This window comes from Mesorhizobium sp. B3-1-7 (assembly GCF_006439385.1).
In the GTDB taxonomy this organism is placed as follows: Bacteria; Pseudomonadota; Alphaproteobacteria; order Rhizobiales; family Rhizobiaceae; genus Mesorhizobium.
The window spans coordinates 1-24,362 of the sequence record NZ_VFTL01000012.1 but is presented as its reverse complement, the minus strand read 5'-3'; the positions used below and the strand labels follow the sequence as shown (position 1 = coordinate 24,362).

Below are 24,362 nucleotides of genomic sequence, written 5' to 3'. Positions count from 1 at the left end.
AAAAACTAGGCGCTTTCACGGTCGATGATCTCGAAGCCTAGGCTGGTGACGGCCGGCACCTCGCCGTCGCCGACCAGTCTCGCCAGCAATTGCCGCACGGCGCGACGGCCCATGTCGTAGCGATTGACGTTCACCGTGGTCAGCCGCGGATAGAGCTGCGCGGCGAGGTCCATGTCGCCATAACCGGCGATGGCGATCCTGCCGGGCACCGCCCAGCCCCGCCGGTGGCATTCCTGCACGGCGCCGACGGCCAGCGTGTCGCTGGAAAAGAAGATGGCATCGATGTCCTTGTGCCGTGACGTGAGCGTGATCAGCGCCTCGGCGCCGCCCTGCGCGGTGATCGGCACCTCCACCTCCATACTGTCATGGTTCTTGATGCCGAGCTCGGTCAGCGCCGCGTGATAACCGGTGCGGCGCTGTTGCAGCCGATCATTGCCGTGGATTGGCGTCGAGACGAAGCCGATCCGCCTGTAGCCCTTGGCGGCCAGATGCATGGTCATGGCGTAGGCGGTTTCGAAATTGGAGACGCCGACCACCATGTCGATCGGATCGCGGCCCTTGACCTCGGAGATCTCGACCACCGGCGCGCCGCTGCCCTTCAGCAAGGCGCGCGCCGTTTCGCTTTGCACGAAGCTCTGAAGGATCATGCCGGCCGGGCGCCAGCCGAGCAGCGTGCGGATCGCTTTCTCCTCGGCTTCCCGCGTGAATTCGCCCTGCACCAGGAGCATCGAATAGCCGCCCTCATGGCATTCGTCGGACATGCCTTGCACCTGCTCTGCGATGCCCGAATTGATCAGCGGCGGCACAACCGTCCCGATCATGCGACCGTTGCCGCGCATGCTGGAAGCAAGCTGGTTGGGCACGAAGCCGATCTGCTCTATGGCTTCCAGAACTTTGGCACGCGTCTCCGCTGAGACCCTGCCGGGATTGGACAGGGAGCGCGACACGGTTATGGGCGCGACGCCGATGCGTCTCGCGATCTCGCGAACCCCGAGGCGCTGCGACGGTGTGTTTCCGCCAGGGTCGTCCCGTGACCCATCGGTCATCGCCAAGCTCCAACAAAGCACGACGCGCCAAGGGAAAAACCCAGCTCCGGATCGCACGACCAGAGCATGATGCCGAAAAGGATGAAGCGGTTTTCGGACGACATCATGCTCTATTCTTTGCTTCAGAGACGGATTCAGATTTCAGGTCGAAACGACCTGAAATCATCCGGCTCTGAGCCATTCATAGCGGCTGTGGCGGGCGCTTTCCAGCGACGTGGCCAGCATCGCGCAATCTGTGAAATTTCGTCGTTGACAAGTTATAATATTATAATCTTAATGACGTAGAGGAGCGCGCCGGGATCGGCGTGGGCGCGACGGTGCCGGTTGCGGGGCCGGTGGCGTGCGCCGCCAGGGAGGTCAGGATGGAAAGCGCGGCTGACGCGAGCTCGCCGCCCCGAGATGGGCAATCGTTCCGGCGGCGGCTGATCGGCTTCATTGCCATCGGCGAAGTGGGCGTGCTGGCGGCGATGGCTCTGCTGATCGTCTTCTTCTGGCTGCTCGAACCGGCTTTCCTGTCGGAGCGCAACATCCGCGCCATCCTCAACGTCGTGTCGTTTGTCGGCATCATCGCCATCGGCCAGACCATCCTTCTGGTCGCCGGCGAGTTCGACCTGTCCGTCGGCTCGGTGGCCGGGCTGTCCGCGGTCGTCGCCGCCAAGCTGATGACGGCGGCCGCGCTGCCGGTGACCGTCGCCATTCTAGGCGGTGTCGGCGTCGGTGCGCTGATCGGCCTCGTCAACGGCCTGATCGTCGTCAGGCTCGGCATCCCCGCCTTCATCCAGACGCTCGGCATGCTGTTCATCGGCCAGGGCCTGATCCAGGTGGTGACGGGCGGCTACCCCGTCTATCCGCTGCCGGAGGCGATCAGTGCGATCGGCGGCGCCGACCTCGCCTTCGGCCTCGGCTGGAGCTTTGCCTTCTTCATCGTCGCGGCGATCGCCGCCGATTTCGTCCTGCGGCGCACCGTGCTCGGGCGCAACATCTACGCCACCGGCGGCAACCAGGAAGTGGCGCGCCTCGTCGGCATCGACACCAGCGCCTACAAGATCGGCGCCTTCATCGTCGTCGGCGCGCTGGCTGCGATTGCCGGCATGTTCGTCATGGCCGATCTCGGCAGCGGCGGCACCTCGATCGGCAGCGGCTGGGAACTGACGGTCATCGCCGGAGTCGTGGTCGGCGGCGTCAGCCTGTTCGGCGGCGCCGGCACGGTCGCCGGCGGCGTTGTCGGCATCCTGATGCTGAAGGTGGTGCAGAGCGGCCTCGTCGTCATCGGCGTCAACTCCAACTGGCAGCAGATCGCGGTGGGCGTGATCATGGTCATGGCCGTTGGGCTCGACATTGTGCGCCGCCGCTACTTCATCGCCGGCGCATAGCCGGCCACGAGGAGCAACGTACTCACGCACGGACCATTTCCAAACGCCGGAAGATGACGCGAACAGCAGATCTTACGCCGGCAAGAACGCCGGTGAAGCAAGGGAGGTAGGACATGAAAATCGATTTGAGAAAAGGACTGATCCGCACTGCTTTCGCGGCCATGGCGGCTGCCGCGTCGCTGGGCTCGGCGAGCCTCGCCCAGGCGGCCGATATTCATCTGCTCTGGGTGCAGGCGATGAAGGATCACCCCGTGCACCGGCTGATGCAGGCGGGTTTCCTCAACAAGTGCAAGGAGCTTGGCTACACCTGCGAAGTCGTCGGCGACCCGAGCGCGACGAATTGGGACATTCCAGTTACGCTGCCGCTGGCCGAAGCCGCCCTGGCCCGCACCAAATACGACGCGATCGGCGTCTATGGCCCCGATCCGGCGATCTACTCCTACATTTCCAAGCTGGCCAAGGAGGGATTCCCGATCGTGACCTGGCATGTGCTGCCGCCGGAAGGCACGGTCCAGGGGCTGAAGGCAGCGACAGGCGAGGATATTGCCGGCGCCGGCCAGAACGCCGCCGTCGCAATCGGCGAAAAGCTCGGCGGCAAGGGCACCGTGGCGCTCACCCAAGGCGCGTCCAACGATACCGAGAACGCCATGTCGGCCGCTTTCCGCAAGACCATCGCCGAGAAGTACCCCAACATCAAGGTGCTCGACACCCAGATGGAAGGCTTCGAACCATCGGCGGCCGAGGCCAAGGCGGTGGCGATCCTGCAAGGCAATCCGGACGTGACCGCGGCCTTCGGCACCACCGGCAATAGCATCCAGACCTGGTCGGGCGCGGCTCGCAAGGCTGGACGCGACGTCGTCATCATCGGCATGGACTATATCAGGCAGAATCTCGACCTGGTGAAATCGGGCGCCGCCTACGGCATCGTCGCGCAGCCGCTCTATGAAGAGAGCGCCAAGGTTGCCGAACTGCTCGGCGATCTCGCCCAGGACAAGGCCGTCCCCTACAGCAACCCGCTGCCGGCCAGGGTGATCACCGCCGCCGACCTCGACCCCTATTACAAGATGCTGGACAACGCCGGCCAGTAACGCCCATCGCGGGGTCCGCGGCTTGCCCGGACCCGGCTTCCGCCGAGAGGATCGCCTTGCCCAACGCCGTCCAAGAACCGCTATTGTCGGCCATCGCAATCGCCAAGAGCTTCGGCGGCGTGCAGGCGCTGCGCGGCGTCGATTTCGACGTGATTCCGGGCGAGATTCACGCTCTGCTTGGCCAGAACGGCGCCGGCAAGTCGACGCTCGTCAAGATACTCAACGGTGTGCATCCGGCCGGCTCTTATGTTGGCACCATCACGCTCGACGGCAGGCCCGTCAGCTTCGCTTCGCCCGCCGACGCGCGGTCGAACGGTGTCGGCTATGTGCCGCAGGAGATCGAAGTGCTCGAGCAGCTCTCGGTCGCCGAGAATGTCTTTGCCGGCCGCACGGGGCTGGGCGACGGCCTCATGGTCCACCAGCGGAAACTGGAACAGAAGGCGGGCGAGATTTTTGCCGAACTTGGCATCGGCATCGATCCCAGGGCCTATGTCGCATCGCTGACTTCGGCGCAGCGACATCTGGTGATGATTGCCCGCGCCATCGTCATGAAGCCGCGCGTGCTCATGCTGGACGAGCCGACCGCCTCGCTTTCCGGCACCGAGGTCGATGCGCTCTTCAGCGTGCTGCGACGCCTCAAGGCGCAAGGTGTGGCGATGATCTACATCACCCATCGGCTGCCGGAAGTGCTGGCCATCTGTGACCGCGCCACGGTGCTGCGCGACGGACAGGTGGCGGTGCGCATCGCGAGGGAGGATTTCGACGCCGAGACCTTCATCTTCTCGATGTCGGGACAACGATTGCAGCGGCTGTTTCCCGAGCATGCGGCCCCTGTCGGAGCCCCAACCGCGCTGGAGGTTCGCGATCTGACCGTCGCCGGCCATAGCGGCGCCGTCCACGGCGCCAAGGACATCAATCTGTCGGTGGCCGCTGGCGAGATCGTCGGGCTTGCAGGCCTGCTTGGCTCCGGCCGCAGCGAGATACTGCACGGCATCTACGGCCGCGTCCCGGCCACGGGCGAAATCCGCGTCGCCGGCGAGTCCCTGCCGATCAGATCGCCAGGCGACGCCCGTGCCGCCGGCATTGCGCTTCTGACCGAGGACCGCAAGCGCGACGGCCTGCTGTTCAATCTGCCGGTCGGCGCCAACATCACCATCGGCAATCTCGCCCCCTTGTCGCGGCGCGGCGTCGTGCGCGGCGGTCTTGAACGCAGCTCCATCCTGGCCGCCATGCGCGCGCTCAACGTCAAGGCATCGTCGCCGCAGGCTTCGGTCAGCCATCTTTCGGGCGGCAACCAGCAAAAACTTCTGTTCGCCCGCGTGCTGTTGCGCGCGCCGAAAGTGCTGCTGCTCGACGAGCCGACCAAGGGCGTCGACGCGGCAACCCGGCACGAAATCTACCGGCTCGTGGTCGACCTTGCCGAAAAGGGCGTGGGCCTGCTGATCGTGGCCTCCGAGCTCGAGGAGCTGATTGGTCTTTGCGACCGTTGCCTCGTCGTTGCCGATGGCCGCATCGTCGACGAATTCAGACGCGGCGAAGGCGGCGAGGATCGCGTGCTGCGTTCGGTGACCACGGCGCAAGCAGAACGCCACGCTTCGCAGGTGCAGGTATTGCCATGATGTTCGCCGGCAAACGCGTTCTGGTTACCGGCGCGGCCACCGGCATCGGCCGGGCGACGGCCGAACATCTCGTCGCTCAGGGCGCGGCCGTGTTCGGCGTCGGGCTGGATGCCGAGGAGGGCAAGGCGCTTGCCGGCCGTTACGCTGGCGACAAATTGATCTTTCGCGAGACTGATGCCACCCGCGAAATCGAGGTGCGAGCGGCCGTGGCGGAGGCGACGGAGCGGTTCGGCGGGCTTGACGCCGTCGTCAACTGCGCCGGCATCTATCCGACCGGCAAGCGGCTCGAGGAGCTTTCCGACGAAGACTGGAACAGGACCATTGCCGTCAACCTGACCGCCATCTTCCGTGTCTGCCGCGCGACCTTGCCGCTGCTGCGCGCGGCTGGCGGCGGCTCGATCGTCAACATCGCCTCGGTGCACGCCGATGCCACGGTTCCCGGCGTGCCAGCCTATGCGGCGACAAAGGCGGCGGTCGTTGGATTGTCGCGACAGATGGCGCTCGACTATGCCGTCGACCGCATCCGCGTCAACGCCGTGCTTGTCGGCTCGGTCGCCACCCGAATGACACTGGACAGGCTGGAGGCGGCCGGCGGCGCGGAAGCGCTAGGCCTCTCTTTCGAACCCAACAGGATCGCGCGCATCGCCAACCCCTCCGAGATCGCCAGCGCCATCGGCTTCCTGATCTCGGACGCCTCGTCCTTCGTCACCGGCAGCGCCATGCAGGTGGATGGCGGTCTCCTGGCCCGGCTGCTCTAAGCTGCCCCGGGTGGAAGCGCGAACGGCATGAACGAGACGGCGCCCGCCGCGCTTTCGCCGCGCGCAAGCACGATCACGCCTTCATCCGGATCGCTCCATCGGCCACGGCCGAAAGCGCCCGAGGCATTCGTCTGCGGTTCCAGGCAGAAATAGGGCTTGGTCGGGTCGGCATAGAGCATCAGATGCTTGAAGACGGGATCGGCGGCGATCCGCAATCCGGCGCCGCGCGACGGAAAGCGGATGATCGCTTCGCCGGTCCAGCCGCCGTAGTCATTGTTGCGCCAACCGTCGGGCAGCGGCCCGCCCTTCGCGAAATCCAGTTCGGGCGGCAGCGTGATCGGATCGCCCGAAACGCCTTCGGGCTCTTCGAGATGGAAGCGCCGGGCGCTGAATTGCAGCGTCACGCCGCGATCTCGATCGAACCACGGATGCAGGCCAAATCCGAACGGCATGGGAACCGGCCCGGTGTTGGTCAGCGTCATGGTCACGCCGAGTCCCTCCTCCGAGACGACGAAGGCCTGCTCGGCGCGATAGGAATAGGGTTCCGCGCCGGCGGCGACCTCAAGCACCAGCGTGGCCGCGGCGGCACCGCTTCCGGTGACCGTCCATGGCTGTTTCCAGCCGCTGCCATGCACGTTGAATGTCTCGGGCGGATTGTTGGGCAGGACCCGCCAGCGCCTTGCCCCGAAGTCGAATTCGTTCCCGGCGATGCGGTTGGCGTAGGGCACCATCGGAAACATGGCGACGCCCAGCACGTTGTCCGCATCGCGGTCGTCATCCGAAAGCCGGCGCATGAGATCGACGCCGCGCCAGCGCATCGCGCTGACGCTGCCGCCGATTGCCGGTGCCAGTTCGACATCCAGCGCCCCTGCCCTCAGTGTCAGCGCCTCAGAAGTTGCGCCCATAGCCCGCCGCCCAGCCGCCGTCGACGCCCAGCATCTGCCCGGTGGTGTGGCTGTTCAACGGATCGCAGAAGAACAGCACCGCGACGACCGCTTCCTCGATGCTGCCGGCGCGGCCGACCGGCGTGTGGCTGAGCATCGCCTTGTCGCCCGAAACGAAGGCGTGGTCCTCGACCGCGCCGAAGCCAACCGCATTGACCAGGATTTTCGGCCCGAATTCCATGGCCAGGGCACGCATCCCGGCAAGGATCGACGCGTTCTCCATGGAAAAGCGCGGATGGCGACGCATCGGCATGCCGGCGACCGCCGAGATCAGGAAGACGATGCGGCCGCCGCGCTCGGTCATTGCCACCGCGGCCTTGCGCGCGTCGGCATACAGGGAGCGCGGATCTTCGGCTTTCGTTCCCGGGCGCAGCGGACACGAGATCAGCAGGATATCGGCGGCGGCGCGCGTCGGGGCGCCCTCGACAATATGGCCGCCATTGGCGCGCAATGCGGCGAGCACCGCGTCGACGATCGCATTGGTTTCGCCGTCCAGCGCGATCGTGGCGCCGGCAAGATCTATTTCCATGGCGGTGCTCACATCATGTATCCCGCGGTCCAGCCGCCATCGACGGCCAGCACCTGGCCGTTGATGTAGCTGGCGGCCGGAGAAGCCAGGAACAGCACGGCTTCGGCGATCTCCTCCGGCTGGGCCGGCCGGCCGAGCGGCACATGGGCGAGGAACTCCTGGGTGCGCCCGGCGAACTTGCCGTCGTCGCCGTAGAACAGCTTGGCGGTCAGCGCAGTCATCACCGAGCCGGGCGCGACCGCATTGGTAAGGATTCCCTTGGCGCCCAGTTCGATCGCCATCGACCGCGTCAGATGCACGATGGCGGCCTTGGCGGCGACGAACGGGCTTTGCAGGCGCATCGCGGCAAGGCCGACGACCGAAGCGATGTTGACGATACGTCCACCCCTCCCGGCCGCAAGCATCGGCGTCAATGCGGCGCGGCTCATGATGTAAAGGCCGTCGAGGTCGATGCCGGTGATGCGATCCCACTCCTCGGCAGGAAATTCGTCTATGGTGACGCGGTGCGCCAAGGTATTGACGCCGGCATTGTTGACCAGGATGTCGAGCCGTCCGTACTGCTCGCAAACCCTGGCGATCGCGGCATCGACCGATTGGCCGTCGCGAATATCGAGCGCGCAGGCCCTCGCATTGCACAGCCCGGCCGCGACGCGCTCGGCGCCTGCCATGTCGATGTCCGCGACGACAACCGCGGCCCCGTTATCCGAAAGCCGTTTGGCGATGGCACTCCCGATTGCGCCCGCCGCCCCGGTAACCAAGGCGACCCGATCCGATAAGTTACACCGCATTGCTCGCCGTCATCATCACCCTTCGATATGAAGCTATTATAATAATATCAAAGGTCAAGGAAGTCCCAAAACGGAGCCGATGATATCGGATTTCCTTGGTAATTTCAGTTGCCGGCGACGGAAGCTGCGCGGATCTGGCAAAGCGCTGCCGCGCCAATTGAGCGGCGCTAGCCGTCCGCCAGCGCCGTCACCTCACGCCGGAAAGGCAGCGCATCACCGATATCGGCTTCGTCCAGCTCGCGGGCGAAGCGATGGCCGGCATAGGTAGCCCAGGCGATCGGTCCCGGCGCTTCCGCATCGCCGATGACCTTGACCGAACGGATGCCATTGTTGGCCCACTCGTTTTGCCGGGCTTTCAGCGCGTGCCAGACGGCATCGTCCTGATTGCGCGACGTCACCAGGACGACGGCATCGGCGGCCATGTCCACTTTCGCGCCGGTATAGACGCAGGCAGTCGCGAGGCCGCCCGAAACGATGCTCGTGACGGTCCTGTTGAGGACGATATCGACCCCCAACTCCGCCAGTCGGCGATGGATGTCCCCCTGCTCCAGTGTGTTGCGGGTCCAGTCCGAGACATAGGCCGAAGCGGTCACCAGGGTCACCTTCGCGCCCTGGCGCGCCATCAGCTCGGCCAGCACGCCGCCCATGTAATAGTGGTCGTCGTCGAACAGCACGACGTTGCCGGAGGGCACCTTGCCGCCCATCAGATCGTCGGGCGTGTAGATCGGCATGGCGGCGTCGATCGGCATCGGTACGACATGGGCGCGTGCCACGCCGTCGCGCCGCCAGGTCGATCCGGTGGCGATGGCGACGTTCTGGAAGCCGAAGGACAGGATGTCGTCCGCCGACAGCCGGCTCTCGAAATAGATGTCGACATTCGGCATCTGGCTGAGCTGGTACTGCCGGTAGTCGCGCACCCGGCCCCAGGCCGACAGGCCCGGCAGCAGGCACTCGCGCGCCACGCGGCCACCGAGCTCGGTGCCGGCTTCCGCCAAAGCCACCTGGTAGCTGCGCAGGCCGAGCGCGCGGGCGGCCTCCAACCCGGCGGGCCCGGCGCCGACGATCAGCACGCTGTCGCTGTCGCCCTTGGCCTGCATGCGCTCCGGATGCCAGCCCTTGCGCCATTCCTCCATGAAGGTCGGGTTCTGCGTGCAGCGCGAGATCGACATCGTCATGTCGCCGGTAATGCAGATGTTGCAGCCGATGCATTCGCGGATATCCTCGATGCGGCCTTCTTCGACCTTCCTCGGCAGGAAGGGATCGGCGATCGACGGGCGGGCGCAGCCGATGAAGTCGAGCGTGCCCGACTTGATCATCCTGACCATGACATCCGGCGAGGTGAAGCGGCCGACGCCGACGACCGGCTTCGAGGTCAGCTTCTTGATGCCGGAGACGAGGCTTTCCTGCGCCGCCTCTTCCTTGAAGCGCGACGGCCCCGAGCAGTCCTCCCAGGCGCCGTGGGCGAGATCCCAGAGATCAGGCAGCTCGGCATGCATCTCGATCATGTCGCGGACTTCCGAATTGGCGAAGCCAAGGTCACCGATCATCTCGTCGAGCGATAGCCTGAGCGTCAGGCCGCACGTGTCGCCGATCGCGTCGCGCCCTTCCTCGATCAGCTCGCGCATCAGTCGCGAGCGGTTTTCCAGCGAGCCGCCATATTCGTCGCTGCGCTGGTTGGTGGCAGTGGACAGGAAGTGCTGGATGATGCCGAAGCCGTGCGCGCCGTAGAGGCAGACCAAATCGAAGCCCGCCTGCTTGGCGCGCTTGAAGGCGTTGCGGTGCCAGCGGCGCAGGTCGCGAATATCCTCTCTGTCCATCGCGCGCGCCTGCACCGGATCGTTGGTGAAGGTGCGGATCGGCAAGGCCGACGGCCCGCGCGGGACCTCCTTGGTGTAGAGATTGGGACCGTTGATGCCGGAATAGGCGAGTTGGACGCCGGCCAGCGCGCCATATTCGTGCATCGCCTTGGCCATCTTGGCCAAGGCCGGAATATCGGCGTCGTCCCACAGCCTGAGCTCGATGAAGGGCGTGATCTCGGAGGTGTGGTGCATCTCCGTCTGTTCGGTGAAAATGACGCCCCAGCCACCTTCGGATTTCATCCGGCGCATCTCGGCAGCGGCGGAAGGATCGCGATAACCGCCGCCATTGCAATGGGGGACCTGGTAGAAACGGTTCTTGGCCGTCACCGGACCGATCTTCATCGGCTCGAACAGAATGTCGTAGCGTGGGTCGCGCATGGTGCTTCCTTCCTGTCGGCTTGGCGCTGCCGCAGTTGCCGAGACTACTCATAAGTTGGCGCCGGCGCGGGAAAACTATGGATTTCTTCTGTGCGGATTAGGACGCGCCTAATCGCCCTTGCATGGATTAGCCTGCGATGAATCGGGGCTGAGCCAAATGCGACTTCAGGACCGCTACGGCGCGATGTAAACAGCCGGCTGCGGCAACGGAACAAGAGATATGGATAGCACCAGGATCCTCGAAAAGCTGATCGCCTTCCCGACGGTGAGCCGCGACTCGAACCTCGACCTCATCGGCTATGCGGCGGAGCTGCTCGGAGCGAGCGGCATCGCCAGCCAGATCATCCACAGCGCGGACGGCCACAAGGCCAATCTCTTTGCCACCATCGGACCGGCCGACAAGCCCGGCATCATGCTGTCCGGCCATACCGACGTCGTTCCCGTCGACGGCCAGAACTGGACCCTGCCGCCATTCGCGATGACCGAGCGCGACGGCAAGCTTTTCGGGCGCGGCGCGGCGGACATGAAGGGTTTCGTGGCCTCGGCTCTCGCGGTCTGTCTCAAGGCCCGGAAGATGGCGCTGCGCACGCCCTTGCATCTGGCGCTCTCCTACGACGAGGAAGTCGGATGTCTCGGCGTGCGCGACCTGATCGAAATGCTGAGTGCAGCGCCTCAACGGCCGCTGCTGTGCATCGTCGGCGAGCCGACCAACATGCAGGTGGCGACCGGGCACAAGGGCAAGCTTGCGGCGTGCGCTCTCTGCAAGGGACGCGAAGGCCATTCGGCGCTCGCCCCGCTGGCGCTCAACGCCATCCATCTCGGTTGTGATTTCGTGCGGGCCCTGCGCGACGAACAGGATCGGCTGGCCCGCGACGGCGCTCGCGACGGCGACTACGACATTCCCTACACGACCGTGCATGTCGGCAAGATCAATGCCGGCGTGGCGCTCAACATCGTGCCCAACCTTTGCCAGGTCGATTTCGAGATCCGCAACGTCGCCGCCGACGATGCCGCCGGCATTCTCGACAGGCTGCGCAGTGCTGCGGCGCGCATTGCCGCCGACGCCGCTTCGATCGCGCCCGAAGCGGCGATCGACATCGAGATCACCAACACTTATCCGGGTCTCGACACGCCGGCCGCTTCGGAAGCCGTCGCCTTCGTCAAATCGCTGACCGGCGCCAACAGCACCATGAAGGTCGCTTTCGGCACGGAAGGCGGATTGTTCAGCCGCGATCTCGGCACACCCGCCGTCGTCTGCGGACCGGGCTCGATGGCGCAGGGGCACAAGCCGGACGAATTCGTCAGCGTCGAACAGCTGCGGCGTTGCGACGAGATGCTGGAGAGGCTTCTGTCACGGCTCGTCGATGGCTGGCCGTGATGTCGCTCACTTGACGATGCGTTCGGTGCCGAAAACGCCTTGCTCGACCACGAAGCGGCGGCAGTGATCGATGAAGGCCTGCACCGTCAGGGTGCGGTGCTCGGCGTTCGGCAGCGCGATGCCCATGGTCAGCGGCCGGAGATCCCCCAGCAAGGGCACGAAGACCAGCAGCTTGCCGTCGGGCGACATGGTGTTGAGCGGCCGCATATTGGCGATGCCGTAGCCGAAGCCGTTGGCGACCATCGAGCGCATCACGGCGATGTCGCCGGTGCGCTCGACGATCCTGGGGCGCAGACCCTGGAACGCCGAGAGGAAGTATTCCCGGCTGTAAGGCAAGTCGAGCAGCACCATCGGCTCGTCGACCAGTTCCTCGGGCGTGATACCCGCCCTCCCCGCCAGGCGATGCGCGGCCGGCAGCATCACATAGGCCGGCAACTGCATCAGCGGCTCGAAGGTCATGTCCTGCGACAATTCGAGGTCGTAGGTCAGTGCGGCGTCTATTTCGCCACGCTGCAGCATCTCGAACAACTGCCCCTGGTTGCGCTCGAACTGCCTGACGCGCACATCCGGATAGGCGTCCTCGAATTTCCGGCGCAGCGCCGGCAGCACGATCTGCGCGAAGGTCAGCAGGCAGCCGATCGCCAGCGGTCCGCGCACTTTTTCCGCGATATCGCCGGCAATGTCATGCAGCGCGTCGGCGTCGTTGAGCAGGCGCGCGGCTTCCTTGAGGAACAGGCGTCCGCCCGCCGTCAGCGCCAGGGCATGCGAGTGCTTGCGCACGAAGAGCTGGACGCCGAACTCCGCTTCGAGCTGGGCGATCGAGGCCGAGATCGAGGGCGGCGAGACATTGACCTGCTCGGCCGCCTTGGCAATCGAACCCGCTTCGCCGACGGCGACGAAGTATTCGAGCTGTCTGAGTGTGAAGCGGAGCGGCATGGTCCTATGTTGCCGGTTTGCACCCGGTGATCAAGGTCACGGCCCTCAGTACTTGATCCAGGTGGTCTTCAGCGCCGTGTATTTGTCGAGCGCGTGCAGCGACAGGTCGCGCCCGAAGCCGGACTGCTTGAAGCCGCCGAAGGGCGTCATCGGGCTCAGCGCATCGACGGTGTTCACCGAAACCGTGCCCACCCGCAGTCTCTCCGCGATGCGGTGCGCCCGCGACAGGCTGTCGGTCCAAAGCGATGCCGCCAGCCCGTAGACGCTGTCATTGGCAATCCGGAGCGCCTCGTCTTCGGTGTCGAAGGCGATGACAGACAGCACCGGGCCGAATATCTCGTCGCGGGCAAGCGGATCCTCGGGCGCAACATTGTCGAAGATGGTGGGCTGCACGAAGCTGCCGCGCCCGTCGACCGAGATCCGGCCGCCGCCCGTGACCAACCGGGCCGACTTCCTGCCGCCATCGATGAAGCGCATGACGGTCGCGGCGTGCCGCGCGTCGACCATCGCCCCCATCCTGGATGCCGGATCGAGTGGGTCGCCGGGTTGCGTCGCCGCCGCACGCTCGGCCAGCTTCTCGACCAGCGCATCCTTGATGCCGCGCTCCACCAGAAGCCGGGAATTGGCCGAGCACACCTGGCCCTGGTTGAAGAAGATGCCGAAGGCGGCCATGTCGGCCGCCACGTCCAGGTCCGCGCAATCCGCGAACACCAGATTGGGGCTCTTGCCGCCGGTCTCCAGCCAGACCTGCTTCATGTTCGACTGGCCGGAATATTGCAGGAACAGCTTGCCCACGGCGGTCGACCCGGTGAAGGCGAGGCAATCGACGTCCATATGGCGGCCAAGCGCCTGGCCGGCCGTCTCGCCGAGGCCGGGCACCACATTGAGCACGCCGGCAGGCAGGCCCGCCTGCATGGCAAGCTCCGCCAGCCTGAGCGCCGAGAAAGGCGATTGCTCGGCCGGCTTCAGCACCACCGAATTGCCTGCCGCCAGCGCCGGCGCGCATTTCCAGGTCGCCATATCGAGGGGGAAATTCCATGGCACCACGGCACCCACGACGCCAAGCGGCTCGCGTCGTACCAGCGCCAAGTCGCCATGGCCGGTCGGCGCCACCTCGTCATAGACCTTGTCGATCGCTTCGCCATACCACTGGAAGATCGCCGCCGAGCCCGGCACGTCGATGGTGGCCGCGTCCTTGACCAGCTTGCCCATATCCAGCGATTCCAGCAGCGCCAGCTCCGGCAGGTTCTCGCGCAGCAGCTCCGCCAGCCTGAGCAGCACCTGCTTGCGATGCGCAGGGGCCGTTCGCGACCACACGCCGGCCTCGAAGCTGCGCCGGGCCGCGGCGACGGCCAGATCGACGTCTTCTTCTCCGCAGGAGGCGACCTCGGCGAGCGTCGCTCCCGTAGCCGGATTGATGCTGGCAAAGGTTCGGCCGGAGCGCGCCGGCTCCGCCTTGCCGTCGATGAAGGCTTTGTCGCGAAAACGGATCGCCGACGCCTGGCCGACCCATTCCCTATGGCTGAGTTCGCTCATGCTGGCTCCAGACTGCCGGTACTACTCGTCACCGGGAACGCCATAGCTCGGCGCGCCGGACGGGTTGAGGGCGCGGGTCACGTAGGCATCGAGTTGGGGCTTGTAGATGTCCCACAGCCCTACCAGTTGCTCGATCGGGCAGTCCTCGGTCCAGTCACAACGCAGGTCGGCGACGGGCCAGGAGACATCGCGAACCAGCTTCATGCCGGCGGAGCGGACGGGCCCCGCCTCGCCGCCGGCTTTGAGCGCGGCGCGCATCGTGGCGATCAGCCGATCGCCAAGATCGCCTTCGGAGGCAAGGAAGGCCTCGACCATGGCGCGCGGGACGCCGTCGTTTGCAAGCAGGTTGCCGCCGCAGGCGACGTCCTCGCCGCGCGCCTCGGCCCAGATGCCGAGCGCTTTCGGCCCGGAGTGGATCGCGCTGACGCCCGCGGCGTCGACAGCCAGTATCTGCCGGTATTCGATAAAAGCGCCCGTGCGCTTCAGGATGGCGACGGCCTCCGTGGCCGATGCGCCGCGCGCCATCAACTCCAGCGCCAGTGGCCCGAGCGTCGGGTCGGTGACGTTCTGGCTGGCGACCGCGCCGACGCCGGCCTGCGCGTAGGCGCAACGCGCCGCGACCGCCGGAGACGACGAGGACACCGCCACGCCGAACATGCCCGTGCGCCGGCACCGTGCAACGATGGAAAAGGTCATGGCGTTCAGTCCGGGATGACGGCGGTGCCGTCGATCTCGACCAGCCATTCCGGCCGCGCCAGGGCCGATACGACCAGCCCGGTGGAAACCGGATGGACGCCCTTGATGTACTCGCCCATCGTCCGGTAGACGGCTTCGCGATGGCGGACGTCGGTGATGTAGATAACCACCTTCACCAGATGCTCCATCGTGCCGCCGCATTCCTCGATGAGCTGCCTGATGTTCTGCATGACCTTATGGGTCTGCTCGACCGGATCGTGGCTGTCGATGTTCTTCGCCGTATCGAGGTCCTGCGGACACTGCCCACGCAGATAGACGGTCCGGCCGCCACGCGTGACGACCGCCTGGCAGAGATCATTGTCGAGCTTCTGCTCGGGATAGGTGTCCTTGGTATTGAATTTGCGAATTCGCGTATGCGCCATCTTGGTCTCCATAAGGGTCGGGCTCGCAGCTTTGGTCAGGCGTCCACGGGCTCGCGGGTCGCGGCGGCGTGATAGGCCAGATATTTGCGCTGCGTCGAAATACGGTCGGCCACATGCTTGGCATCGTGCCAGACGCCCCAGATGAAGCTCGACCCTCTTCGCGACTGCCAGGGCAGTCCCAGGAAGTAGATCCCGGGCTCGACCGAGACGCCGCGCTGATGCCTTGGCCGGCCCTTCTCGTCGAAAGCGTCGACCTTCAGCCAGCTGTAATCGACGGCAAAGCCCGTTGCCCAGATGATCGTCGCGACCCCGGCCTCGGCCAGGTCGAGTTCGCGGATCGGATTGGTCACGCAGTCCGGATCAGGGTCGATCTTGCGCAGAGCGGGTTCTTCCGGAAGGTCGAGACCGTTGCGGGCAACATAGGCATCGGCTTCGTCCAGCAGCGACATCAGATTGGCGTCGCCGCGGGCAATGTTCTTTGCAAGGTCCGGCGCGAAAGTCATCACGCCGTCCTGGTATGTCTTTGTCATGCCGACAAGCGTAAGCCCCTGCGCGGCCAGGCGGCGGAAATCGATCGTCTCGCCGCCGCGAGCGCCGCTGACCGCGATCGTGACATGTTCCGTGCCGGGTCCCGGGGTCTCCAGGTCCCATTTGCCGAGAACGCCCAGCCACCAGCAGAAGTCGCGGCCGCGATAGGCGCGCGGCGGGCGATCATGCGGGCCGACCGAGAGATAGACGCGCCTGCCTGAGCGCTGCAACTCGTCGGCAATCTGCACGCCCGAGGATCCCGCGCCGACCACCAGCACCGCACCCTTTGGCAGTTGCGCCGGGTTGCGGTAGGCGCTGGAGTGGATTTGCAGGATGCCGGCATCCGCAGGAACGACGGGCGGGATGACGGGGACCTGAAAAGGTCCGGTCGCGGCAACAATGCTGTTGGCTTCGATCACGCCATCCGACGTCTCGACGCGAAATCCCGGACGACCGACATTTCTCTGCACGAGCTTGACCTCCACGCCACAGCGGATCGGCGCGTTGATCTGCTTTGCATAGGCGACGAAATAGTCGGCGACCTCCTCCTTGGAAGGAAAGCCATCGGGGCCAGTCACGGGAAACTCCATGCCCGGAAACCGGTCATGCCAGGCCGGACCGTTGGCGACCAGGGAGTCCCACCGCTGCGAGCGCCAGCGTTCGGCGATCCGGCCGCGTTCGAGGACAAGATGAGGCACCCCGCATTTGCTCAGGTGCTCGCTCATCGCCACCCCGGCCTGGCCGCCGCCGACGACGAGCGTGTCTACCTTCTCAACCGACATATCCACGTCTCTTTCGATAGGGCTTTCGCCGCTGCGATGGAGGTCCGGTTTGCTTTTAGTGACGGGCTGGCGGGGCGAAAATTATGATTTCATGTGTCAGTGCTTAGCTTATCCCTAAACGCTGGAACGGGATCGCCGAGGGGCATCCAATTCCCGCCTCCGGACATCGGGAAAAGCTTAGGCGGACCCTAAGCACGGGTGCTGGAAAAAGTAATTCTTGCGCCTTGGGTTTGGTGGTTCCCTGCGTCACCCGCATCGGAGCGACGACCGCTGAGAGTGAGATGGCGCGAGAGACCCTTTATACAAACGGCGCGCTATACACGGTCGATGCGGCGAATCCCGTTGCTGAGGCGATGCTGGTTCGCGGCGACCGCATCGTTGCTGTCGGCTCTTGGTCCTCCGTCAGGGCGCAGGCTTCCGCGAATGCCGAAATCGTCGATCTCCAGGGTCGGTTCGCAATGCCGGCCTTCATCGACTCCCATGTCCATTTTGCCTGGGGGAGCAAATATCTCGATGAAGTACGGTTGCGCGAGGCAAACACCTTTGGCGACGTCCTCGCCCGGTTGAAGGCCTATTCGCAAACCCATCCCGACCGCGCATGGATCGTGGGCAGCGAATTCAGTTACGGCTACTCCGATCTCCCCGAAGGCGGCTTCCACAAATCGCTGCTCGATCGGGTTGTTGCCGATCGCCCGGTTTTCTTCCGCTCCGGCATGGCGCACGCGGCCTGGGTGAACAGCAAGGCGCTGGAACTTGCCGGCATCACAAGGGACACGCCCGACTCCGAAGGTGGCGAGATCGTGAGAGATGCGAACGGCGAGCCGACCGGGTGGTTGAAGGAGAAAGCGTGGTCCCAGCTTGAAACTTTGGTCCCCCAATCCTCGAAATCCGATATGCGAGCGGCGCTGCTCTCCGCCATCAAGGAAGCAAGCCGTTTGGGACTGTCGCGGGTTCAAAGCGCCGGGATGGACGACGAAGCGGTCCCCTTGCTGGCTGAAATATTCGCGAATGGCGAGCTAAGCCTGCGGTTCACGCTTTCGAGCATTGCAAATCCGGATTCGAACCTCGACGAGGTGATTGCGCGCGTATCGGGATGGAGGGGTGACCTCGACCCTGACTTTCTCGATGGGCGTGTCATCAAATTCTTCCTGGACGGCGTGCTGGAATCCCACACCGGCTTCATGCCCCGGGGCTATGCCGACAAACCGGGCGAAACCGGAACATGCCTTTGGAAGGTATCGGCCTACAACGCGGCCGTCAGCCGTGCGCAGCAGGAAGGATTTCAGGTCTGGACACACGCGATCGGGACGGGCGCCATCGAAATGGCCCTCGACGCCTATGCCGCGGACGGGGAACGCTCGCGGCAGCGCCGGCCGCGGGTAGAGCATTGCGAAATACCCACCGCGCGCGACATCGAGCGTTTTGGCGAGATAGGAGCGATAGCCAGCTTCCAGCCCGCCATGATCTATCCACGCGACCAATGGCTCGGAATGGAAGGGCTTTGGGAGATGCGTGTCGGCTCCGGATCTCTTCCGCGGGCCTTTCCTGTTCGCTCCATCCTCGAGGCCGCGGGCGCCGTCGCGTTCGGAACTGACTGGCCCATCGTCGACCTCAATCCACTCATCGGCATTCGCAATGCGGTGTTGCGCCAGAGCCGGGACCACCAGCCGGAAGACGGTTGGGTCCCTGAGCAGAGGGTCACCGTCGCGCAGGCGGTTCATGCCTATACGCTGGGGGCGGCCTTTGCCTGCCACCGGGAAAACGACGAGGGCAGTTTGGCGGCGGGAAAGCTCGCCGACTTCATCGTCCTTTCCGATGATCCGCTGCAGGTCGAGCCGGACAGAATCGCGGACATCAAGGTGCTGAAAACGATCGTCGGCGGCAGATCAGTCTGGGACGAACCCGCGGCGTGAGGCCGCGTCTTGGGGGTTGGATGGAAGCGGCTGAATTTGACTACATCATCGTCGGCGCGGGTTCGGCCGGTTGCGTGGTCGCCAATCGGCTGAGCGCCGATCCGTCGGTCAAAGTGTGCCTGATCGAGGCCGGCGGCAGCGACAACAGCCTACGGGTCAAGGTGCCGGCGGGCATCCTCTCGCTCTACGGCAACCCGGCCTACGACTATTGTTTCGTCGGGGTGCCGCAGCCTGAGCTCAACAACCGCCGCATTCCGGTCAATCGCGGCAAGGCGCTGGGCGGATCGAGCTCGATCAACTCGATGGTCTATATTCGCGGCGCCGCCGAGGACTATGACGAGTGGGCCGCGCTCGGCTGCGCCGGCTGGGCCTATCGCGACGTGCTGCCGGTGTTCACGAAACTGGAACGCAATCTGCTCGGACAGGACCCGCGCTATCATGGCGACGATGGCGAATTGCTGGTCGACAATCCGCGTGATCCGAACGTGCTTTCCAGCATGTTCGTCAAGGCCGGCAGGAACGCCGGCCTGCCCGCCAACGCGGACTTCAATGCCGAAAACCAGTTCGGCCTCGGCATCTACAACGTCACGCAAGATAGGGGTCAGCGCTTCAGCAGCTTCAGTGCCTTCATGCGCCCAGTGCTCGACCGCAGGAACCTGACGCTGCTCAGCCAATGCGAGGTGATCGACCTCGTCATTGCCGAAGGCCGCGCCACGGCAATGCGCGTGCGGCACGAGGGCCAGCAGAAGACGCTCTCCGCAAACCGCGAGATCGTGCTCTCGGCCGGCGCCATCAATTCGCCCAAGATCCTGATGGCGTCCGGCATCGGCCCCGCAGCCGAGCTCCGGCAGATCGGCATCACGCCGGTTCTTGATCTGCCGGGTGTCGGCAAGAACCTGCAGGACCATGTCGACGGCATGATCACGGTGCGCTCCAGGAGCACCAGGACGCTCGGCTTGTCGATCGCCAACCTGCCCCGTATCGCGGCGGCACCCTTCCAGTATTTCGCGCGCCGCAAGGGTATGCTCACCACCAACTATGTCGAAGCCGGCGGCTTCGCGAAGACCAGGCACGCGAACGGCCTTCCCGACATCCAGTTCCACTTCGTGCCCGGCTATCGCAGCCATCGCGGCAGGCTGATCGAATACGGCCACGGCTACGCCATTCACACCTGCGTGCTTCGGCCGAAAAGCGTGGGCGAGATCAAATTGTCGCGCGACAGTTCCCGCCGGGACGTCCTGATCGACCACCGCTTCTTCACGCATGACGACGACGCCATGGTGCTGGTCGAAGGCATCAAGATCGCGCGCCAGATTTTTGCCTCGCCCGAGTTCGACGCGGTGCGCGGCAAGGAGATGCTGCCGGGCAAGGATGTCCGCAGCGACGACGAGATCCTCGCCTATCTGCGCGCCGAGGCGCTGACGGTTTATCACCCCGTCGGAACCTGCAAGATGGGAACCGACGATATGACTGTCGTCGATCCGGCGACGCTCAAGGTGCGCGGCGTGGACAGGCTCCGGATCGCCGATGCCTCGGTCATGCCGAAGCTGATCGGCGGCAACACCAACGCGCCAAGCATGATGATCGGGCAGAAGGCTTCGGAGATGATCCTCGGCAAATAGGTCGCCGCTGTTTCGGTGAACCATCGCAAACGTCTGGAATTGGCTTGTCCCCCAAACAGCGTCATTCTAGGGCGGAGCAAGGAGCGGAGCGACGCGCGCAGACCCTAGAATCTATTCCGTGACGCCGAGGCGCCGCCGCGGTGAAGAATTCTGCTCCGCTGCGCCTCGGCCAAGGTTACGGAATGGATCCTCGGGTCTCCGCGTCCGCTCCGCCCGTGGATGACGAAGCTGAGAGGCTTTGGTCAATCCCCAGCGGCTGCGCTGATTTCACGGAAATGAACGGTGAAATCCTGCCGCGACGAGATTGGTTTAGTGATCCTCGTCGATCTCGTCGTGCAGGAGGCCGAGGATGCGGCGCTTGAGCGCGATGAAGTCGGGTTCGAGGATCACGTCCATCGAGCGCGGCCGCGGGATGTCGACCTTGATCTCGGCCTTGATCTTGCCGGGCCTGGCCGTCATCACCAGAACGCGATCGCCGAGCACCAGCGCCTCGTCGATGTCGTGGGTGACGAACAGCACCGTTTTCTGCTGCCGCTCCCAGACTCGCAACAGCAGTTTCTGCATGGTGCCGCGCGTCTGGCTGTCGAGCGCGCCGAACGGCTCGTCCATCAAGAGGACCGCCGGATCATTGGCGAGCGCGCGGGCGATCGCCACGCGCTGCTTCATGCCGCCCGAGAGCTGCGCCGGATAATGGTCGGCAAAGGGTGCGAGGCCGACCTCGTTGAGATACTGGTCGACGATCTGCTTGCGCTGCTCCGCCGGCAGGCCCTTGCGCTTGGGTCCATATTCGATGTTGGCGCGCACCGTAAGCCAGGGAAACAGGGTGTAGCTCTGGAACACCATCCCTCTGTCGGGGCCGGGTTCGATCACTTCCCTGCCGTCCACCTTGATGGTGCCGGAGGTCGCGTCATTGAGGCCGGCGGCGAGATAAAGCAGGCTGGATTTGCCGCATCCCGAAGGGCCGACGATGACGCAGAATTCGTTCCTGGCCACCATCAGCGACACATCGTCCAGCGCCAGCACGCCGTTGGCGTCGCCATAGCGCAGCGTCACGTCCTCGATGGCCATCGTGGTGCCGGTCGAATGCGGATCGCCGGCCGCATGGGCCGTGCCGGTCGGAATGTTCGCCTTGACGGTTTCGGTCATCACTACCCTTGATCCGGCTGCGGTTTGCGAGGATGCGTTCAACATCAAGGTGCCCATGGCGCGACCCTTGCCCGCAGAATGCGGAATGCCGTGTCGGTGATCAGGCCGAGAAGCCCGATCGCGGCGATCGCCATGAAGATCACATCGACCTGGAAGCCGCGCATCGCCTTGAGGCTGATATAGCCGAGGCCGCTCGACGCCGCGACGAGCTCCGCCACGACGAGATATGTCCAGGCCCAGCCCATGGTGACGCGAAGCGTGTCGAGTATCGAGGGAAGCGCTGCAGGAAAAATGACGTGCCACACCGCCTCCGAGCGCTTGGTGCCCAGAGTGTAGGAGGCGTTGACCAGATCCCTGGACACGCTGCGCGCGCAGTCGGAGATCATCACCAGCTGCTGGAAGAATGTGCCGAAGAAGATGACCGCGATGCGCTGCTCGATGCCGATGCCGATCCAAAGGATGAACAGCGGCACGAAGGAGGTCACCGGCAGGTAGCGGATGAAATTGACCAGCGGCTCCAGCGGTGCCTGCACCGCCCGGTAGGTCCCCATCCACAGTCCCAGCGGCACCGCGATCACCGAGGACACGATGAAGCCCAGGATGACCACCTTGGCGCTGGTGAGCGTGTGGTAGAAAAGGCTGCCGTCCAGCGACATGCGATAGGTCGTCTGCAGCACGGTTCCAGGCGTCGGCAGGAACATGTTCGGCACGACGCGGCCATAGGACAGCAACGCCCAACCGCCGATAACGACCACCCACATCGCCAGCGCGAGTGTCGTTGCCGTGCTGGCGGGGATGTTGGCGAATGGGGTCGTCAGGCGTGTCCACGCCGTCCGCCTTTGTGCCATAAGATGGCCTCCGTTGATTTTAGAGCAATTCCAGGAAAAGTGAGGGCGGTTTTCCGTTCGGAATTGCGTCAAAACAAGAGATAGAAAGGTTCGCCGTTTCGGTGAAACGGTGAACCGACCCAGGCGCGAAGCTCAGGCGTTCGAGAAACCGGGATCGGCCCGGGCGGGCCGATCCCGGCTATCCCGAAGGCTCACTGTTCCTTGATGAAATCGGTGTCGAGGATGGTCTTCGAGTCGATCGTCATCTTGAGCTTGCCGGCCTTGCCCCAGATGTCCTGCGCGAAGTTCACCAGGTCGGACGCTTCGCTCTTCTGCGGCGTGCCGAAGAATTCCAGGTTGCGGGCGCGGTCATAGTAGCGCACGCCCTGGGCGCCGGCCGCGAAATCCTCGGGCTTCTCGAGATAGCCGCCAATGCCCTTGGCCATGATCTCATAGGCCTTTTCCGGGTTGGTCTTGATGTAATCGACCGCCTTGTAATAGCCCTTGATGAGGGCCTTCACATCCTCGGGGTGCTTCTCGATCAGGTCGCATTTGAGCGCGATCACATCGACGATCAGGCCAGGCGTGGTCGTGGAATCGATCAGCACCTTGCCCTTTCCGCCCTTGCGGACTTCGGTGAGGTGCGGCTCCCAGGTCACGGCGGCGGGAACCTGGCCGGCGATGAAGGCGGTCGCCGCATCGTCGGCGGTCATGTTGGTGACGCTGACATCGTCCTCGGTCATGCCTTCCTTTTTCAGGAGCACGTTGAACCAGAATTCGGAAACAGAGCCCTCGTTCAAGGCGACGGGCTGGCCTTTCAAATCCTTGAGCGATTTGACGTCGGCCTGCGTGACGACACCGTCGCCGCCATGGCTGTCGTCAAGCGCCACCACGTATTTGAAGCAGAGCTCGTCCGAGCGGTACTTCATCAGTTCGTCGACGGTGGAGGCGGCGCCGTCGAGATCGCCGCCGGCCACCGCCGCCATGTAAAGCGCTGATTCTTCGATGACTTTCAGGTCGACATCGACGCCGGCTTCCTTGAAGTAGCCAAGGTCGCGAGCAAGGAACAGCGGCCCGTAGCCCACCCAGGTGGTCATGCCGAGGCGAATGGCGCCGGCGTTGGCGGGAGCGGCAAGCCCCAGGCCCAGCAGGCCCGCGCTGACCGCGGTCATCAGGCAGTTTCGGAATGTCTTCATTATCGTGGTTCCCCTATGGCTGTTACCGGCATCGACCTCGTTCGAGTGGCGTATGCCAGGCTGTCGTTTCGGCAGCCGCTCTCTTGTTATGCGTCGCCCTCCCAGGCGGGCCTTGTTCTAGGTCCCGCAAGAGAGCATCCGGGCCGGATCGCAAAAAGAAGTCTTTTTCTGTCCTTTGCTTCGCCGAAACCGAAGCAGCGGACCCTGCATGGTTGACGCGCTTGAATTGACGGCGCCAGGCGACCGCGGTTCCGATGGCGCCGGCAGATGCGCCAATGACCGTGGACGGCTTGCTGACCAAAGAGATTGTAGCGGTAGGGACGCTCGCCCGATCGAAGGCGCTCTCAGACCATCGGGAAATCGACGGCGGCGCCAGGATGAGTGGCAAATTCAGGCGCTTTGGGGCACTGTCGAGGGATGCGGCCTGGTCGGCCGCAACCCGGAGATTTTCGGCGCGATCGCCACGCCCCCCGACGTGGCAATGCGGACTATGCCGCCAAGGCGCCCGACTTCTTGGCGGTCCAGGTGGCGATATAGTCCATCAGGCCGGGGCTGAGGCAGTCATAGGGCTCGAGCCCGATCGACTTCAGCTGGCCACGGATGCCGTCCATGCGGCTCGGATCGACACCGGATTCGATGATCGAGGAGACGAAGGCGGTGAAGCCCGGCGGCGACCAGCCATCCTCCTCGAAGCGTTCGGGATGGATGAAGGACAGGCCCTTGAAGGGATGGTCGCGCTCGACCGGGCCGTACATGTGGACGCCGCAGCTTGTGCAGGCATGGCGCTGGATGAGGGCCGAGGGATCGACCACCTTCAGCTTGTCGCCGTTCTCGGTGACGGTGACGTCGCCGCTGCCGGCAACGGCCACCACCGAGAAGATGGCGCCGTCCGGCTTCCAGCATTTGGTGCAGCCGCAGGCATGGTTGTGGGCGATCTGGCCCTTGACCTTCACCTTCACCGGATTGCTGGTGCACAGGCAGACCAGCGTGCCGCCGGC

21 protein-coding genes and 1 pseudogene are annotated in these 24,362 nt (G+C 64.7%); 7 read left to right on the top strand and 15 right to left on the bottom strand.

What is annotated here, in order from left to right; all coding sequences use genetic code 11:
* Positions 1–5: 5 nt before the first annotated feature.
* A complete protein-coding gene (locus FJ417_RS12075; protein ID WP_140783580.1) occupies positions 6–1,046 on the bottom strand; it encodes a LacI family DNA-binding transcriptional regulator in 1,041 nt (346 codons plus the stop codon).
* Between the two features lie 362 nt (positions 1,047–1,408).
* Here FJ417_RS12075 and FJ417_RS12070 point away from each other — a divergent pair, with 362 nt between their 5' ends.
* From FJ417_RS12070 to FJ417_RS12055, 4 genes are all read left to right on the top strand, one after another.
* Complete coding sequence (locus tag FJ417_RS12070) at positions 1,409–2,419, top strand: ABC transporter permease (RefSeq protein ID WP_140783579.1); 1,011 nt, start codon at positions 1,409–1,411, stop codon at positions 2,417–2,419.
* 113 nt (positions 2,420–2,532) lie between these two features.
* A complete protein-coding gene (locus tag FJ417_RS12065; RefSeq protein WP_140783578.1) occupies positions 2,533–3,507 on the top strand; it encodes a substrate-binding domain-containing protein in 975 nt (324 codons plus the stop codon).
* Between the two features lie 83 nt (positions 3,508–3,590).
* Complete coding sequence (locus FJ417_RS12060; protein ID WP_246687440.1) at positions 3,591–5,126, top strand: sugar ABC transporter ATP-binding protein; 1,536 nt, start codon at positions 3,591–3,593, stop codon at positions 5,124–5,126.
* Positions 5,123–5,884 (top strand): SDR family NAD(P)-dependent oxidoreductase, encoded by a 762-nt coding sequence (locus FJ417_RS12055; RefSeq protein ID WP_140783576.1) that lies wholly within the window; start codon positions 5,123–5,125, stop codon positions 5,882–5,884. The genes FJ417_RS12060 and FJ417_RS12055 overlap by 4 nt, the downstream gene beginning before the upstream one ends.
* Here FJ417_RS12055 and FJ417_RS12050 read toward each other — a convergent pair.
* The 4 genes from FJ417_RS12050 to FJ417_RS12035 form a co-directional block, all read right to left on the bottom strand.
* Entirely contained in the window at positions 5,881–6,789 is a 909-nt protein-coding gene (locus tag FJ417_RS12050) for an aldose 1-epimerase (RefSeq protein WP_140783575.1), read from the bottom strand. The genes FJ417_RS12055 and FJ417_RS12050 overlap by 4 nt on opposite strands.
* Positions 6,773–7,369 (bottom strand): SDR family oxidoreductase, encoded by a 597-nt coding sequence (locus tag FJ417_RS12045; protein ID WP_246687439.1) that lies wholly within the window; start codon positions 7,367–7,369, stop codon positions 6,773–6,775. The genes FJ417_RS12050 and FJ417_RS12045 overlap by 17 nt, the downstream gene beginning before the upstream one ends.
* Positions 7,366–8,145, bottom strand: a complete 780-nt coding sequence (locus FJ417_RS12040) for an SDR family NAD(P)-dependent oxidoreductase (protein ID WP_140783574.1) — start codon at positions 8,143–8,145, stop codon at positions 7,366–7,368. Before FJ417_RS12040 ends, FJ417_RS12045 begins: the two co-directional genes overlap by 4 nt.
* Positions 8,146–8,312: 167 nt before the next feature.
* Positions 8,313–10,382 carry an NAD(P)-binding protein gene (locus FJ417_RS12035; RefSeq protein ID WP_140783573.1) on the bottom strand — a complete coding sequence of 690 codons (2,070 nt, stop codon included), beginning with the start codon at positions 10,380–10,382 and terminating at the stop codon, positions 8,313–8,315.
* 220 nt (positions 10,383–10,602) lie between these two features.
* Between FJ417_RS12035 and argE the strand changes: the two genes are divergently transcribed.
* A complete protein-coding gene (argE, locus tag FJ417_RS12030) occupies positions 10,603–11,760 on the top strand; it encodes an acetylornithine deacetylase (RefSeq protein WP_140783572.1) in 1,158 nt (385 codons plus the stop codon).
* Positions 11,761–11,766: 6 nt separating this feature from the next.
* Here argE and FJ417_RS12025 read toward each other — a convergent pair whose 3' ends face one another.
* Genes FJ417_RS12025 through FJ417_RS12005 form a run of 5 tightly spaced genes read right to left on the bottom strand, consistent with a single transcriptional unit; the run spans position 11,767 to position 16,660 of the window.
* On the bottom strand, positions 11,767–12,696 hold the full coding sequence (locus FJ417_RS12025) for a LysR family transcriptional regulator (RefSeq protein WP_140783571.1): 930 nt from the start codon (positions 12,694–12,696) through the stop codon (positions 11,767–11,769).
* Positions 12,697–12,741: 45 nt separating this feature from the next.
* A complete protein-coding gene (locus FJ417_RS12020; RefSeq protein ID WP_140783570.1) occupies positions 12,742–14,232 on the bottom strand; it encodes an aldehyde dehydrogenase in 1,491 nt (496 codons plus the stop codon).
* 21 nt (positions 14,233–14,253) lie between these two features.
* Positions 14,254–14,928: a DUF1028 domain-containing protein gene (locus FJ417_RS12015; RefSeq protein ID WP_140783569.1), complete on the bottom strand. Its 675-nt coding sequence runs from the start codon at positions 14,926–14,928 to the stop codon at positions 14,254–14,256.
* A gap of 5 nt (positions 14,929–14,933) precedes the next feature.
* The gene (locus FJ417_RS12010; protein ID WP_140640275.1) at positions 14,934–15,350 is read right to left on the bottom strand and encodes a RidA family protein; all 417 of its coding nucleotides are present in this window, start codon (positions 15,348–15,350) and stop codon (positions 14,934–14,936) included.
* A gap of 35 nt (positions 15,351–15,385) precedes the next feature.
* Positions 15,386–16,660 carry an NAD(P)/FAD-dependent oxidoreductase gene (locus FJ417_RS12005; protein ID WP_140651205.1) on the bottom strand — a complete coding sequence of 425 codons (1,275 nt, stop codon included), beginning with the start codon at positions 16,658–16,660 and terminating at the stop codon, positions 15,386–15,388.
* Positions 16,661–16,941: 281 nt separating this feature from the next.
* Between FJ417_RS12005 and FJ417_RS12000 the strand changes: the two genes are divergently transcribed.
* Together FJ417_RS12000 and FJ417_RS11995 are read left to right on the top strand one after the other, a co-directional pair.
* Positions 16,942–18,573, top strand: coding sequence for an amidohydrolase (locus FJ417_RS12000; RefSeq protein WP_140783568.1), 1,632 nt, complete (start codon positions 16,942–16,944; stop codon positions 18,571–18,573).
* Positions 18,574–18,593: 20 nt separating this feature from the next.
* Positions 18,594–20,195: a GMC family oxidoreductase N-terminal domain-containing protein gene (locus FJ417_RS11995; protein ID WP_140783567.1), complete on the top strand. Its 1,602-nt coding sequence runs from the start codon at positions 18,594–18,596 to the stop codon at positions 20,193–20,195.
* A gap of 309 nt (positions 20,196–20,504) precedes the next feature.
* Here the strand turns inward: FJ417_RS11995 and FJ417_RS11990 are convergent, their stop codons facing one another.
* The 5 genes and pseudogenes from FJ417_RS11990 to gfa form a co-directional block, all read right to left on the bottom strand.
* The gene (locus tag FJ417_RS11990; RefSeq protein ID WP_210240645.1) at positions 20,505–21,263 is read right to left on the bottom strand and encodes an ABC transporter ATP-binding protein; all 759 of its coding nucleotides are present in this window, start codon (positions 21,261–21,263) and stop codon (positions 20,505–20,507) included.
* 122 nt (positions 21,264–21,385) lie between these two features.
* On the bottom strand, positions 21,386–22,189 hold the full coding sequence (locus FJ417_RS11985) for an ABC transporter permease (protein WP_140640285.1): 804 nt from the start codon (positions 22,187–22,189) through the stop codon (positions 21,386–21,388).
* Positions 22,190–22,380: 191 nt separating this feature from the next.
* On the bottom strand, positions 22,381–23,364 hold the full coding sequence (locus tag FJ417_RS11980; RefSeq protein WP_140651196.1) for an ABC transporter substrate-binding protein: 984 nt from the start codon (positions 23,362–23,364) through the stop codon (positions 22,381–22,383).
* Positions 23,365–23,602: 238 nt separating this feature from the next.
* Positions 23,603–23,710 (bottom strand): annotated as a pseudogene (locus tag FJ417_RS33505) (ACP phosphodiesterase); the annotation flags it as partial.
* Between the two features lie 142 nt (positions 23,711–23,852).
* The coding region (gene gfa, locus FJ417_RS11975; RefSeq protein ID WP_140783565.1) for an S-(hydroxymethyl)glutathione synthase at positions 23,853–24,362 on the bottom strand (510 nt) is incomplete at its 5' end.